Consider the following 13,725-nt stretch of genomic DNA (forward strand, 5'->3'; position numbering starts at 1 on the left):
CCAGTTCGAACGAAAAGACTCTAGTGCATTTGGATAGCAGAAATAGTTGGTTGGATGGCCCCATAGCGTTCACTAGACTGCAACTCATCTTGTCATAACAAGTTGAGCCATGTCGAAAACGGCCAGCCCACTCGTCCCCGTCACATCCGTGCCGCTCTACGCGCAAATCAAAGATGCGTTGCGCGCGCAGATTCTGGACGGCACTTACGCGCCGCATTCGCAGATGCCGTCCGAGCACGAACTCTGTGCGATGTTCGGCGTCAGCCGCATCACCGTGCGCCAGGCGCTCGGTGATCTGCAGAAAGAAGGCCTGTTGTTCAAGCTGCATGGCAAAGGCACGTTCGTGTCCAAACCGAAGGCGTTCCAGAATGTCAGTTCGCTTCAAGGCTTTGCGGAAGCGATGTCGTCGATGGGCTATGAGATCGTCAACCAGTTGCGCAGCTTCCGCGTGGTCGAGGCCGAGCGCAACGTGGCCGCGCGTCTGGGTCTCGAAGAAGGCGCGCCCGTCATTGAAATCCATCGTGTGCGGCTGCTCAATCGCGAGCCGGTCTCGCTCGAGTTGACGTGGCTGCCTGAAGCACTCGGCACGCGTCTCGCGAATGCGGACCTCGTTACGCGCGACATCTTCCTGATTTTAGAAAACGACTGCGGCGTGCCGCTCGGCCATGCGGATGTCGCCATCGACGCGATCCTCGCCGATGACGAAGTCGCCGACGCACTGCGCGTGGAAGAAGGCAGCCCCGTGCTGCGCATCGACCGCCTCACGCACGACGCGTCGGGCGCGCCTATCGACTACGAGCACCTGTACTTTCGCGGCGATGCGTTCCAGTACCGCTTCCGGATCGACCGCGACAAGCCCGCAAAAAACGCGAAAAACAAGGCAACGAGGAAAGCACGATGAATACCCATGTACTCGAATACGACATCGTCGTGGTCGGCGGCGGCACGGCGGGTCCGATGGCGGCTGTGAAGGCAAAGGAAAGCAATCCGCAACTGAAAGTACTGCTGCTCGAAAAGGCCAACGTCAAACGCAGCGGCGCGATTTCGATGGGCATGGACGGCCTGAACAACGCCGTCATTCCGGGCCACGCCACACCCGAGCAATACACGCGCGAAATCACGATTGCCAATGACGGCATCGTCGATCAGGCCGCCGTTTATGCCTACGCGAAGCACAGTTTCAAAACGATCGAAGAACTCGACCGCTGGGGCGTGAAGTTCGAAAAGGACGGCACGGGCGATTATGCGGTGAAGAAAGTGCACCACATGGGTTCGTATGTGTTGCCGATGCCCGAAGGCCACGACATCAAGAAAGTGCTGTACCGGCAACTGAAACGCGCGCGCATCGCGATCACCAATCGCATCGTGGCGACGCGGCTGTTGACGGACTCGCATGGCAACGTCAACGGCGTATTGGGCTTCGACTGCCGCACGGCGGACTTTTACGTCGTGCGTGCGAAGGCGGTCATCCTGTCGTGCGGCGCGGCGGGCAGGCTCGGCTTGCCCGCATCGGGCTACCTGATGGGCACATACGAAAACCCCACCAACGCGGGCGACGGCTATGCGATGGCGTATCACGCAGGTGCGGCCCTCGCGAACCTCGAATGTTTCCAGATCAACCCGCTGATAAAGGACTATAACGGTCCTGCCTGCGCATACGTGACAGGACCGCTCGGCGGTTTTACGGCGAACGGCAAAGGCGAACGCTTTATCGAATGCGATTACTGGAGCGGGCAAATGATGTGGGAGTTCTATCAGGAACTCCAGAGCGGCAATGGTCCTGTTTTTCTGAAGCTCGATCACCTCGCCGAAGAAACCATCCAGACCATCGAGCAGATCCTGCACACGAACGAGCGTCCGAGCCGTGGACGCTTTCACGCGGGACGCGGCACCGATTACCGGCAGCAGATGGTCGAAATGCACATCTCCGAGATCGGGTTTTGCAGCGGGCATAGTGCGTCGGGCGTCTATGTGAACGAGCGCGCGCAAACGTCGGTCGGCGGCCTGTACGCTGCCGGCGATATGGCGGCGGTGCCGCACAACTACATGCTCGGCGCGTTCACGTATGGCTGGTTCGCAGGCCAGAATGCAGCCGCGTATGTTGCAGGCCGCGAACTCGCGCCGCTCGATCAGCAACAGATCGACGAAGAACGCGCGCGTGTCTATGCGCCGCTCGAATGCGAGCATGGGCTCGCGCCCGCGCAGGTCGAATACAAACTGCGCCGCATGGTCAACGATTACCTGCAACCGCCAAAGGTCACGCGCAAGATGGAAATCGGCCTCCAACGTTTCGAGGCCATCGCCGATGACATTGCGTCGATCAAGGCCACGCATCCGCATGAACTGATGCGCGCCGCCGAAGTACGCGCGATTCGCGATTGCGCCGAGATGGCCGCGCGTGCATCGCTATATCGCACGGAAAGCCGCTGGGGCCTCTATCACCATCGCGTCGATTATCCGCAGCGTAACGACGCCGACTGGTTCTGCCACACGCATCTGCGCAAGGACGCGACGGGCCGCATGGTCAGCGAAAAGCGCGCCGTCGAGCCCTACATCGTGCCGCTCGACGAAAGCGAGCGCGGCTCGTACAGCAACCTGCGCATTCACGACGCTACGCCCAATCCGCACGCGAACGCCCACGCGCTCGCCGATGCCACCGCCTGACAGGAGCACCCACGATGTCCTTTACTCCACACGACATTCTTCATCGAAGCTCAGCGCCCGTCACGATCGACGAAAGCAAATGCATCGCCGATAAAGGCTGCACGGTATGCGTCGACGTGTGCCCGCTCGATCTGCTCGCGATCGACGTCAGCAAAGGAAAAGCCTACATGCAGTTCGACGAATGCTGGTACTGCATGCCGTGCGAACAGGATTGCCCGACAGGTGCGGTGAAAGTCGATATTCCGTATCTGTTGCGCTGAAGCGATCTCACATCATCCATACCAACGAAAGAGCCGACAACATGACCACTCGCTACGCTCTGCCCCGCCTGCTTTCCATCGCCATTGCTCCTTTTGTGTTCGCACTCGCGGCAAACGCGGCACACGCTGAAACGATCCGCGTTGCCATCGGCACGCAGGACACGACCATCAACTGCGCGACCGGCGGTCTGCTGATCCGCGAACTGCATCTGCTCGACAAGTATCTGCCGCATACGGGCAAGTACAAGGACGTGACCTACGACGTGCAATGGAAGGACTTCACGTCCGGTGCGCCGATCACCAACGAGATGGTCGCGGGCAAGCTCGACTTCGGCGTGATGGCGGATTTTCCGGGCTCGCTGAATGGCGCGGCGTTCCAGAAGGCGGGACGCAAGAGCGTGTTCATCACCGTGCTGTCGGGCAGCGTGGATGGCAGCGGAAACGGCATCGTCGTGCCTGACAATTCGTCGATACGCTCGATCGCCGATCTCAAGGGCAAAACGATCTCCGTGCCGTTCGCGTCGACAGCACACGGCATGTTGCTGCGCGCGATCAAGGCACAAGGCTGGAACCCGGATACCGACGTGAACATCATCACGCAGGCGCCGGAAGTGGCGGGCAGCGCGCTAAAGGCGAACAAGATCGACGCACACGCGGACTTCGTGCCGTTCGCCGATCTGTTTCCGTATCGCGGCATCGCGCGCAAGATCTACGACGGCGCGCAAAGCCACGCGCCGACGTATCACGGCGCGCTCGTCGATTCGGCCTATGCGCAGAAGTATCCCGAAGTGGTGGTCGCGTACCTGCGCGCCGCCATCGAGGCAAACCGGCTGATCGCGCAAGACCCCGAAAAATACAGCTTGCTGATCCAGAAAACGACGGGCATCGAAGCCGCTGTCGACTATCTGTATCACGGCCCGCTCGGTCTGCAAACGCGCGATCTCACCTGGAAGCCGGAGTACCGCCAGGCCACGGCGACGGCCATCGAAACGCTCAAGCTGCTGAAGAAGACCGACGTCGATCTGGATGTGAACACCTTCATCGACGACCGCTATATCCGCGAAGCATTCAGGCAATCCGGCCTCGACTACGACGCCGCGCTGAAGAACTACGCGAAGCAGCCGCTTGTCGCCAACGACGCAGTAACCGGCAAACCGATCCGCGATTTCAACGATGTCGCCCAGGTCTGGCTCGACAGCGAAGCGAAGGTCCGCAATTACGTATCGGCGGATGAAGCGTTCGCCGCGCTCGCCAAGGCCGAACAGTCGGGCGGCAAGGCGCGGGCTGTGTTCGTCCATGACCATACAAGCGGGCTGAAGCTGTTCGCGGACCAGGCGTGGTACGTGAAGGACGCACATGGCGCGATCACCGCGTTCCTGCTGAAAGCCACAGCCGACCGCTACGCGCAGCAGGTTTCCGGTTCCGTCGTCGAGTATGCGGCCGCGAAAACGGGCGCAGCACAAGCCGTCGCGTCGCGCTGAACGCATCGCATCGTCACGCAACATCGGGAGAACATCTATGGCTGCGATCTTCGGGATCGACGACAGACGCACATCGGCACGCGAGCGCCCGCCGCTCCTCTCGCCGTCGGCAGTACGTCGCGCGTGGCGCGCGGCATCGCTCGCGATGTGCGTCGCGCTGTGGCAACTGGCCGTGCACTTCAAGGTGTCGGCGGGTTTCATCACGTTCGCGAACGTGCCCGCGCCTTCCGATACGCTGCCCGCGTTGTGGTCGCTGCTGCACTCCCCCAAACTGCCGATGCATCTCGCCGCGAGCATCTGGCGCGTGCTGGCGGGCTTCTGCGCGGCAGCCGTGGTGGGTATCGGGCTGGGGCTCGCGATCGGCCGCTATCGCGCCGTCGAAGATACCGCGCTGCCCGCGCTCGAAGTGCTGCGCCCGATTCCCGCCGTCGCGTGGATACCGCTCGCGATCCTGATGTTTCCGTCGTCGGAACTCAGCATGATGTTCATCACGTTCATCGGCGCGCTGTTTCCGATTCTGCTCAACACCGTGCATGGCGTCGAAGGCGTCGATCCGCGTCTCGTCGCAACGGCGCGCAGCCTCGGCACGAAACCGCTCGCGCTCTATACGGAAGTCGTGCTGCCGGGCGCGGCGCCCGCCATTTTCACGGGCCTTGCTATCGGCATGGGGACCGCCTGGTTCTGCCTCGTGACCGCGGAGATGATCGCGGGCCAGTATGGCATCGGCTACTTCACGTGGGAGTCGTACACGTTGCAGAACTACCCGGACATCGTCGTCGGCATGGCGTTGATCGGCGCGCTTGGAATGGGCAGCAGTGTGCTCGTCAAGCGACTGGGCGTTGCGCTCACGCCGTGGTATCGATTGCAGGAGACCCGCCGATGAGCACCGTCGTCCTTCAAACTGCCAGCGTGCCCGCGAGTATCCGCGTGCGCGACCTCGCCGTCGAACTCGGGCCGCCGCATGCACGCATCGCCACGCTCGACGGGCTAGACGTCGATATCGCGCCCGGTCAGTTCGTCTGCGTGCTCGGCCCTTCCGGCTGCGGCAAATCGACACTGCTTGGCGCGATCGCTGGTCACATCGCGGCCTCGCAGGGCTCGATCGCCGTGGACGATGAAACCGTCGATCGCCCTCATCCCGAACGCGGTCTGGTGTTTCAGCAGCACACGCTGTTTCCGTGGAAGCGCGTGATCGACAACGTCGCGTTCGGCCTCAAGATGAAGGGACTCCGCGCGAACGAGCGGCGCGCGCAAGCGGCCGAATTGCTGGAGCTTGTCGGACTTGGCGGCTTCGATGCGCACTATCCGGCGCAGCTATCGGGCGGCATGCAGCAACGCGTGGAGATCGCGCGCGTGCTGATTAACCGGCCTCGCGTGCTGCTGATGGACGAGCCGTTCGGCGCGCTCGACGCGCAAACGCGACGCATGATGCAGAGTCTCTTGCTCGATATCTGGGCAAAGGTGCGCACCACCGTCGTGTTCGTCACGCATGATATCGAAGAAGCGCTGTTTCTCGCCGACCGCATCCTGATGCTGTCGCAACGGCCCGCACGCGTGATTGCCGATATTGCCGTACCGCTGCCGCGTCCGCGCCGCGACGACACGACGCTCGATCCCGCGTTCATCGATATCAAACGCCAGTGCCTTGCGCTGCTGCGCGAAACGGCATGACGCCGCGCCCATTTACTCTCGAATCGTTCATGACCGAGCCGACCTTTCTGACTTACGATCCCCACTCACTCGCGCCGGAAGCGGCTGCGTTACTGCCGCGTCTCGCCGATGCGGACGCTGTCGTGCGACGCATCGCGTTGCTCGAACTCGCCGATCTCGAAGATCCCGACGCGCTGCAACCCATCGTCGCCGCGCTGAAACACGACACATCCGCCGACGTGCGCAGCGAAGCGGCGCGCGTACTCGGCGCATGGGAACAACGGGAGATCGTCGCTGCATTGTGCGAAGCGTTGACAGATGCAGAACGAGACGTGCGCGTAGCCGCTGCATCCAGTCTGTCGGCATTGAAAGATGCGTCTTCCGGTGACGTGCTGTGCGATTGGATCGACCATCCCGAGCCCTTCGTGCAAGCGTCCATCTTGCGTGCGTTGCGCGAGTTGCGTTACGCCGACGCATTTTCGAGTGCCGTGCGCGCGCTCGATCACGATGATGCCGACGTGCGCGTCGAAGCCGTCGGCGTGCTCGGCTGGCTCAAGGACACGCGCGCGCTCGCGCCGCTAGCGCGTGTCGCGACGCACGACACGAACGCGGAGATTCGTCGCGCGGCTGTTGGCGCATTGGGCTTTGCGCACGAAAGCGATGGCGCGACATCGGCCGCGCTTCTGCACGCGTTGAAGGATCCTGCGTGGCAAGTACGCGAGGAAGCGGCGACCACGCTAGGCAAGCTACACGCCCAAGCCGCGCTCGATGCACTGATCGCCGCGCTCGATGACGCCTATTGGCAAGTGCGGCTGCGCGCTGCCCGTTCGTTGGGCCAACTGGCTGACCGCGCCGCCGCGCAACCGCTCGTCACGCTGCTATCGCATGCAATCAGCAACTTGCGCAAGGAAGCCGCGCTCGCGCTCGGCGAACTGCGTGATCCGTCGACCAAAGACGCGCTCGAGCATGCGTTAAACGACGCCGACCCCGAGGTCCGTAAAGCCGTGCGAATTGCGCTACAGCAGATCGGAGACAACGCGCGATGAAAGCACCTGAGCAGATCGAAATCGACAGGAAAACGGTCACGCTGCATTGGCCCGACGGTTCGACGAGGCGCATTGCGCATCGCGTGCTGCGGCAACTCTGCCCGTGCGCAGAGTGCAAGCGCAGTCGCCTCGATGGCGCGCAGTCTGCCGTGCCCGACGACATCGCCGTGCTGGAGCTTCGCCCTGCCGGATACGGCGTACAGCTTCTATTCAGCGACAAGCATGAACGCGGCATCTTTCCATGGGCCCTTCTGCAGCAACTGCCCACAGCATCATGAAGCGCCGCGTCTAACATGCGCACCCGATATCTTTATCTGAATTTACTATTTAATTTTTGCATAACGCGCTGATAACCTGAATTCGACCTGTGGACGCCGTGTGCGTCTGCTTTCACACTCAAACGTCCGTCGAAGCGGAACATACGGCAAGGAGCCAACGTGAGCGTCGAATTCATCGGCATGATCCAGCAGCGCAAGGTATCGGAAACGCATCTCCCGCAAGGCCCGGCGATCGATACCGACTACGTGCGCACCTTCGCGCAGGCCCACGAAAACGCGGGCTTCGACCGCATCCTGGTGCCGCATAGCTCGACGAGCCCCGATGCGACGATCACGATTGCCTATGCCGCAAGCGTCACGTCGCGCGTGAATTTCATGCTCGCGCATCGTCCGGGGTTTGTCGCGCCGACGCTGGCCGCACGGCAACTCGCCACACTCGATCATTTCTCCGGCGGACGTCTCGCCGTGCACTTCATCTCCGGCGGCAGTGACGAAGACCAGCGCCGCGACGGCGACTATCTCTCGCACGACGAACGCTATGCACGCACCGACGAGTATCTGCAGATTCTGCGGCGTGTCTGGACCGAAAACGAACCGTTCGATCATGAAGGCCGTTTCTATCGCTTCGAAAAGGCCTTCTCCGACGTCAAGCCGAAACAGACGCCGCATGTGCCGATCTATTTCGGCGGCGCATCAGGCGCTGCCCTCACGGTTGCGGGCAAGCATGCCGATGTCTACGCGCTGTGGGGTGAATCGAAGCAGCAGGTCGCGGAACTGATCGCGCGCGTGCGCGCCGAAGCCGCGAAACACGGCCGCGATGTGCGCTTCTCCGTGTCGTTCCGTCCGATCCTTGCATCGACGGAAAAGGCCGCGTGGGAACGCGCCGAACACATTCTGGAAGAGACGCGGCGCCTGCGCGTCGAACAGGGCTTTTCGCGCAGCGGCCCGCAGCAGAGCGAAGGCGCAAAACGTCTGCTCGCGGCATCCGGTGACGGCGTGCGTGCCGACGACCGGTTGTGGACAGCTGTCGCGAAGGAAATCGGCGGACGCTCGAATTCGACTGCGCTGGTCGGCACGCCTGCACAGGTCGCGCAAACGCTCTCCGAATACTATGAACTCGGCGTGACGACGTTTCTCGTGCGCGGCTTCGATCCGCTCGAAGATGCGATCGACTATGGCCGCGAACTGATTCCCGCGACGCGCGAACTCACGTCCCGCGCCCGCCGCGCGGCGTGATAACGGAGCAGACCAGCATATGAGCACCGTACTCCACGATACAAAGGCCGCCGATTTCCGCCGGACACCCGTGCGCAAGTTCTGGTTCGACGATGACACCGCGCCGCAGCGCACGATCGCTCAGGAGCGTCGCCATCGGCAGGAACGCCTGGCAGGCGCATTCCGTCTGTTCGCGCGTTACGGCTTCGCGCAAGGTCTCGCGGGACACATCACTGCGCGCGATCCCGAATGGACCGATCATTTCTGGGTCAATCCGCTCGGCAAGTATTTTGGGCGCATCCGCGTGTCCGACCTGTTGCTCGTCAATCGTCATGGTGAGATCGTTGTTGGCGACGGCCCTGTAAACCAGGCCGCGTTCGCGATACACGCGGCGATTCACAAAGCACGGCCCGACGTCGTGGCCGCGGCACACACGCATTCGCTCTATGGCAAGGCGTGGTCCGCGTTGGGACGCAAGCTCGATCCACTGACGCAGGACGCCTGCTCGTTCTACGAGGACCATGCGCTATTCGACGACTTCAGAGGCGTCGTGCTCGACACGGACGAAGGCGCGCGTATCGCCGATTCACTCGGCCAGCACAAGGCTGTGATCCTGAAGAATCACGGCATCCTGACAGCGGGGCCAACCGTCGAAGCAGCCGCGTGGTGGTACATCGCACTCGACAATGCATGCCACGCGCAACTGCTTGCGCAAGCCGCAGGCACGCCGCAACCGATCCCGCACGATATGGCCGCGCTGACGCATCAGCAGGTTGGCCGTCCAGGCGGCGCACAGCACGCATTCGAGAGCCTGTACGAAGGCCTCGTCGAAGCCGAGCCGGAGTTGCTCGACTGATGGCGAATCACAAACTGCGTCATTTCGTAGGTGAAATCGCGGCGTTGGTCGATGCGAAAGCCGATGAACCCGAGTTGCTCGAGCGTGGCGCGAATGCATTGCGCGAACTGATTCACGTGGACGACTGGTTGCCCGACGCTTACGCGCAGCCTTCTGCCGAGCGCTATCAGCAATACCTGCTCTATGCCGACGTGCAGCAGCGCTTCTCGGTTGTCAGCTTCGTCTGGGGTCCGGGACAGCAGACGCCGATTCACGATCACACCGTGTGGGGATTGATCGGTGTGCTGCGCGGCGCGGAACTGGCCGCGCCGTACTCACGCGAAGACAACGGCACCTTCCGGCAGACGGGCGACGAAATACGCCTTGAAACAGGCGCTGTCGAAGCCGTGTCGCCGCAAATCGGCGATATTCATCGCGTGCGCAATGCGTACGACGACCGCGTGTCGGTCAGCATTCACGTCTATGGCGCTAACATTGGTGCCGTGCTGCGCTCGACTTACGCACCCGATGGCGTCAGCAAGCCCTTCATCTCCGGCTATTCGAACGAAACCATCCCCAATCTGTGGGATCTCAGCAAGGAACGTCGTCATTCATGAAGTCATATCCCGTGCGCACGTATCAGGACGTACGCGAAGCACTGCTCGCGAAGCGTGAAATCGCGCTGCTCGACGTGCGCGAAGAAGATCCGCATGCGCAGTCTCATCCGCTGTTCGCAGCCAATCTCTCGCTGTCGCGTATCGAACTCGACGCGTGGACGCGTCTGCCGCGTCGCGATGTGCCCATCGTGCTGTTCGATGCCGGCGAAGGTTTCGCCGAGCGCGCCGCCGACAAGCTGACGTCGTTGGGCTACACGAACGTCGCGCTGCTCGATGGCGGCCTGGACGGCTGGATACGTGCAGGCGGCGAAGTCTTTCGCGACGTCAACGTGCCAAGCAAGGCATTCGGCGAGTTCGTCGAGGCGCAGCGGCATACGCCGTCGCTGTCGGCGGAAGCGGTCGATGCGCTGCTGAAGAATGGCGACGACGTCGTGGTGCTCGACGCGCGCCGCTTCGACGAATATCAGACGATGAACATTCCCGGCAGCATCAGCGTGCCGGGCGCAGAACTGGTGCTGCGCGCGCGTGCGCTGGCGCCAAAGCCGACCACGCGTGTGATCGTCAATTGCGCGGGACGCACGCGCAGCATCATCGGCACGCAGTCGCTCGTCAATGCAGGGCTGCCGAATCCCGTTGCGGCGCTCCGCAACGGCACGATCGGCTGGACGCTCGCGGGCCAGCAACTCGAACATGGCAGCGACCGGCTCTTCGATCCGCAAGCGGGACTCGACAACGCAGACCTGGACGCATCGCGCCGCGCGTCACTGGCGCTCGCGCAACGCGCCGGCGTGAGCCGCACGACGCTCGACGAAGCCGCACGCTGGGCCGCCGATTCCTCGCGCACCACTTATCGCTTCGACGTGCGCACGCCCGCCGAATACGAACGCGCGCACGCACCTGGTTTCCAGGGCGCGCCGGGCGGACAACTGGTGCAGGAGACCGACATGTTCGCGCCCGTGCGCGGCGCGCGTGTCGTGCTGTTCGACGACGACGGCGTGCGCGCGAACATGACGGCTACGTGGCTCGCGCAGATGAACATCGACACCTATGTGGTGGACGGCGCATCGCTCGACGCTCTGACCGCCAGCGGACCATGGCAGGCGGCCAAACCGCAGCCCGCCGCCACGCAGACACTGAGCCCATCTGAACTCGCGGCATGGCTCGCGGACGACGCGAGCGGCACCGTCGTGCTCGATGTCACGACGAGCGCGAATCATGTGAAAGCGCATATACCCGGCGCTCACTGGATCGTGCGCTCACGTCTTTCGAATGCATTCGACGATCTGCGCGCGTTGCCCGATGCGAAGCGCTACGTCGTCACATGCGGGACGGCTGCGCTGGCGCCGTACATCGCGCCTGAGATCGCCGCATTGACCGGCAAACCCGTGCATGTGCTAGAGGGCGGAACGTCAGCGTGGACACGCGCGGGCTTGCCTGTCGAAAGCGGCGAAGCGCATCTCGCGTCGCCACGCATCGACCGTTATCGGCGTCCGTATGAAGGCACCGATAACGCTCGCGAAGCCATGAATGCATATCTGGAGTGGGAATACGGTTTAGTCGCGCAACTGGAACGCGACGGCACGCATGGGTTCTTCGTGATCTGATCTGCGCTGTAGTTCAGGCCGCGCGCGACAGACGCGCGGCCTTGAAGCTTCGTTCGATGCTGTCCGCCAGCACTGTCAACGCCGATTGCATCTTGCCGAGCGCACGCGAACGCACCATCCACACCGCGATTTCAGGCTTGAAGTCACTGAGTTGAATTACGTCGAGTTGCGCTGCATGCGTGCTTGCGTTCAACAGCGGCAACGGTACGAGACCCAACCCGACACCATCCGCAACGAGGCCGAGTTGCAGCTCGGTGCCGAGCGTTTCCAGATTCAGCTTCAATGCGTAGCCCTGTGCAGCGAGCGCGTGCTGTAATCCAGCACGAAAGCCGCAGCCATCGGGATTCAGCACCCAGCCTTGTGCCTGACAGTCCGCGAGCGTATGGATCCGCTTCTTCATGCTCCCCTTGCGTGCGACGACAGCCAGCTTCAACGGCCCGAGCATGTCGCCAACCAGTGCTTCGGGTAGCGTCCGATTAACGGGCAACAGCACGACGGCCGCATCCAGTTCGCCGTCTTCGACCTTTTGCAGCAGCGGACTGCCCCAACCCGTCGATACGCGCGCCTGCAATTCCGGGTGTGCTTCACGCAGCGCATGCAGCGCCCTGAGCATCGCGACGTCCGCAACCGTCTGCGCAACGCCGAGCCGTAATACGCCGGCGAGCGGCGCATCGTCGGTGACGAGGTGCCTGAGCATGTCGACCTCGCGCACGATTGCGCGGCATTGTTCATAGACGGCGCGTCCCATCGGCGTCGTCTTCAACGGTTTGGTATTGCGGTCGAGCAAGGCCACGCCGAGCGCCTCTTCGAAATTCTGAATGCGGCGCGTGACGGCAGGCTGCGTGAGCGCCAGTGAATTGGCCGCCTGACTCAACGACTGACTGCGTACGACAGCGACGAATGCCTCGATCTCATCGAGTTTCATTGAGTACTTTCCGCCTGATGATGGATGAACGATACGACGTCACGCGCCGAGCTTAGCGCGATTGTCGCTGCATCTTCAAGAGCGCGCACGCATTTCGGCCTCGCATATTAGTAAAGCAGAACAATGCGTTTGCCTTATAAAAAACGCCTGCGTATCGTGTGTTTTTCATATTCACTTGCGTCGATAACGAACCATCATGCATCGTCTTCTCGCCCGACTTCTTCTCGTTGCGTTATCCATTGCGCCGTTCTCCGCTCATGCCGAAACGACCCTGAAGGTCGGCGATCAGCAATTGCAGACACGCGGCATTCTCGAAGCGTCGGGGCAACTGAAGGATGTACCGTACAAGATCGAATGGTTCAACTTCCCTGCCGCGCAACCGCTAGGAGAAGCGCTGAATGCAGGTGCGATCGACGTCGGCGGTCTGGGCGACGCACCGCTGATCTTCGCGTATGCCGCTGGCGCGAAAGTACGTGCCGTTGCGGCGACGCGCTCGCAACCTGTCGATCTCGCGATCATCGTCCCGGATCAATCGCCCATCAAAAACGCCGCCGATCTGAAAGGCAAGCGCATCGCGACAACGCGCGGCTCGATCGGTCATTACCTCGCTATCGCCACGCTTGAGCGCGCCGGCATCAAGCTGTCCGACGTGTCGTTGCGCTTCATGCAGCCCGCCGATGCAAAAGCCGCGCTCGCATCGGGCAATGTCGATGCATGGTCCACGTGGGACCCGTACGTCGCGCTCGCTGAACAGCGCGATCACGACCGCAGCATCGCGAACGGTGTGAATCTCTCGTCAGGGCTGAGCTTTCAGGCGGCAACCGAAGAGTCGATCAAGGCCAGGCATGCGGAAATCGCCGACTTCCTGAAGCGCGTCGCGGCCGGTCAACGCTGGGCGCTTTCGCATCCCGACGAAGTCGCCGCGATGCAGTCGCGCGTCACCGGCTTGCCGCCCGAAGTGCTGAAGACCGTCTATCAGCGCGCACAACTTCACCCTGTCGCCATCGACGATCACGTGGTTGCCGAACAGCAAAAGACCGCCGATCTCTATCAACGCGCGGACGTCATCAAGACACGGCTCGATGTCGCGCCGAGTTTCGACCGGCAATTTCCGCTGGATGCGCGCTGAACTCTCCTTCTAATTGACGCC

The 13,725-nt window shown here is 62.2% G+C and carries 14 protein-coding genes; 13 read left to right on the forward strand and 1 reads right to left on the reverse strand.

Going from position 1 to position 13,725, the window contains the following annotated elements:
* The first annotated feature begins 109 nt into the window (after positions 1–109).
* From G3O01_RS32685 to G3O01_RS32740, 12 genes are all read left to right on the forward strand, one after another.
* On the forward strand, positions 110–901 hold the full coding sequence (locus G3O01_RS32685) for a GntR family transcriptional regulator (protein WP_205811115.1): 792 nt from the start codon (positions 110–112) through the stop codon (positions 899–901).
* The gene (locus G3O01_RS32690) at positions 898–2,664 is read left to right on the forward strand and encodes a fumarate reductase/succinate dehydrogenase flavoprotein subunit (RefSeq protein WP_205811116.1); all 1,767 of its coding nucleotides are present in this window, start codon (positions 898–900) and stop codon (positions 2,662–2,664) included. Before G3O01_RS32685 ends, G3O01_RS32690 begins: the two co-directional genes overlap by 4 nt.
* 14 nt (positions 2,665–2,678) lie before the next feature.
* The gene (locus G3O01_RS32695) at positions 2,679–2,924 is read left to right on the forward strand and encodes a ferredoxin family protein (RefSeq protein WP_205811117.1); all 246 of its coding nucleotides are present in this window, start codon (positions 2,679–2,681) and stop codon (positions 2,922–2,924) included.
* A 41-nt stretch (positions 2,925–2,965) separates the two neighbouring features.
* A complete protein-coding gene (locus G3O01_RS32700; protein ID WP_205811118.1) occupies positions 2,966–4,405 on the forward strand; it encodes an ABC transporter substrate-binding protein in 1,440 nt (479 codons plus the stop codon).
* A 37-nt stretch (positions 4,406–4,442) separates the two neighbouring features.
* Entirely contained in the window at positions 4,443–5,288 is an 846-nt protein-coding gene (locus tag G3O01_RS32705; protein WP_205811119.1) for an ABC transporter permease, read from the forward strand.
* Entirely contained in the window at positions 5,285–6,076 is a 792-nt protein-coding gene (locus tag G3O01_RS32710) for an ABC transporter ATP-binding protein (protein ID WP_205811120.1), read from the forward strand. Before G3O01_RS32705 ends, G3O01_RS32710 begins: the two co-directional genes overlap by 4 nt.
* 29 nt (positions 6,077–6,105) lie before the next feature.
* Positions 6,106–7,101: a HEAT repeat domain-containing protein gene (locus G3O01_RS32715; protein ID WP_205811121.1), complete on the forward strand. Its 996-nt coding sequence runs from the start codon at positions 6,106–6,108 to the stop codon at positions 7,099–7,101.
* Positions 7,098–7,379, forward strand: coding sequence for a gamma-butyrobetaine hydroxylase-like domain-containing protein (locus G3O01_RS32720; RefSeq protein ID WP_205811122.1), 282 nt, complete (start codon positions 7,098–7,100; stop codon positions 7,377–7,379). The genes G3O01_RS32715 and G3O01_RS32720 overlap by 4 nt, the downstream gene beginning before the upstream one ends.
* Before the next feature lie 159 nt (positions 7,380–7,538).
* Positions 7,539–8,615 (forward strand): LLM class flavin-dependent oxidoreductase, encoded by a 1,077-nt coding sequence (locus G3O01_RS32725; RefSeq protein WP_205811123.1) that lies wholly within the window; start codon positions 7,539–7,541, stop codon positions 8,613–8,615.
* Between the two features lie 19 nt (positions 8,616–8,634).
* Entirely contained in the window at positions 8,635–9,450 is an 816-nt protein-coding gene (locus G3O01_RS32730; RefSeq protein WP_205811124.1) for a class II aldolase/adducin family protein, read from the forward strand.
* The gene (locus tag G3O01_RS32735; protein WP_205811125.1) at positions 9,450–10,046 is read left to right on the forward strand and encodes a cysteine dioxygenase; all 597 of its coding nucleotides are present in this window, start codon (positions 9,450–9,452) and stop codon (positions 10,044–10,046) included. Before G3O01_RS32730 ends, G3O01_RS32735 begins: the two co-directional genes overlap by 1 nt.
* Positions 10,043–11,650 carry a rhodanese-related sulfurtransferase gene (locus G3O01_RS32740; RefSeq protein WP_205811126.1) on the forward strand — a complete coding sequence of 536 codons (1,608 nt, stop codon included), beginning with the start codon at positions 10,043–10,045 and terminating at the stop codon, positions 11,648–11,650. Before G3O01_RS32735 ends, G3O01_RS32740 begins: the two co-directional genes overlap by 4 nt.
* A 13-nt stretch (positions 11,651–11,663) precedes the next feature.
* On the opposite strand, the gene G3O01_RS32745 is transcribed toward G3O01_RS32740, so the two are convergent.
* A complete protein-coding gene (locus tag G3O01_RS32745; RefSeq protein WP_205811127.1) occupies positions 11,664–12,575 on the reverse strand; it encodes a LysR family transcriptional regulator in 912 nt (303 codons plus the stop codon).
* Positions 12,576–12,771: 196 nt separating this feature from the next.
* Between G3O01_RS32745 and G3O01_RS32750 the strand changes: the two genes are divergently transcribed.
* Positions 12,772–13,704 carry an ABC transporter substrate-binding protein gene (locus tag G3O01_RS32750; RefSeq protein WP_205811128.1) on the forward strand — a complete coding sequence of 311 codons (933 nt, stop codon included), beginning with the start codon at positions 12,772–12,774 and terminating at the stop codon, positions 13,702–13,704.
* Positions 13,705–13,725: the final 21 nt, after the last annotated feature.

The sequence above is a fragment of the Burkholderia sp. Ac-20365 genome, from assembly GCF_017104715.1.
Lineage (GTDB): Bacteria > Pseudomonadota > Gammaproteobacteria > Burkholderiales > Burkholderiaceae > Paraburkholderia.

Coding starts and splice junctions, on each gene's coding strand:
- G3O01_RS32715 (WP_205811121.1), top strand. CDS start 6,106: ATGACCGAGCCGACCTTTCTGACTTACGATCCCCACTCACTCGCGCCG.
- G3O01_RS32735 (WP_205811125.1), top strand. CDS start 9,450: ATGGCGAATCACAAACTGCGTCATTTCGTAGGTGAAATCGCGGCGTTG.
- G3O01_RS32730 (WP_205811124.1), top strand. CDS start 8,635: ATGAGCACCGTACTCCACGATACAAAGGCCGCCGATTTCCGCCGGACA.
- G3O01_RS32685 (WP_205811115.1), top strand. CDS start 110: ATGTCGAAAACGGCCAGCCCACTCGTCCCCGTCACATCCGTGCCGCTC.
- G3O01_RS32695 (WP_205811117.1), top strand. CDS start 2,679: ATGTCCTTTACTCCACACGACATTCTTCATCGAAGCTCAGCGCCCGTC.
- G3O01_RS32710 (WP_205811120.1), top strand. CDS start 5,285: ATGAGCACCGTCGTCCTTCAAACTGCCAGCGTGCCCGCGAGTATCCGC.
- G3O01_RS32720 (WP_205811122.1), top strand. CDS start 7,098: ATGAAAGCACCTGAGCAGATCGAAATCGACAGGAAAACGGTCACGCTG.
- G3O01_RS32750 (WP_205811128.1), top strand. CDS start 12,772: ATGCATCGTCTTCTCGCCCGACTTCTTCTCGTTGCGTTATCCATTGCG.
- G3O01_RS32740 (WP_205811126.1), top strand. CDS start 10,043: ATGAAGTCATATCCCGTGCGCACGTATCAGGACGTACGCGAAGCACTG.
- G3O01_RS32700 (WP_205811118.1), top strand. CDS start 2,966: ATGACCACTCGCTACGCTCTGCCCCGCCTGCTTTCCATCGCCATTGCT.
- G3O01_RS32690 (WP_205811116.1), top strand. CDS start 898: ATGAATACCCATGTACTCGAATACGACATCGTCGTGGTCGGCGGCGGC.
- G3O01_RS32705 (WP_205811119.1), top strand. CDS start 4,443: ATGGCTGCGATCTTCGGGATCGACGACAGACGCACATCGGCACGCGAG.
- G3O01_RS32745 (WP_205811127.1), bottom strand. CDS start 12,575: ATGAAACTCGATGAGATCGAGGCATTCGTCGCTGTCGTACGCAGTCAG.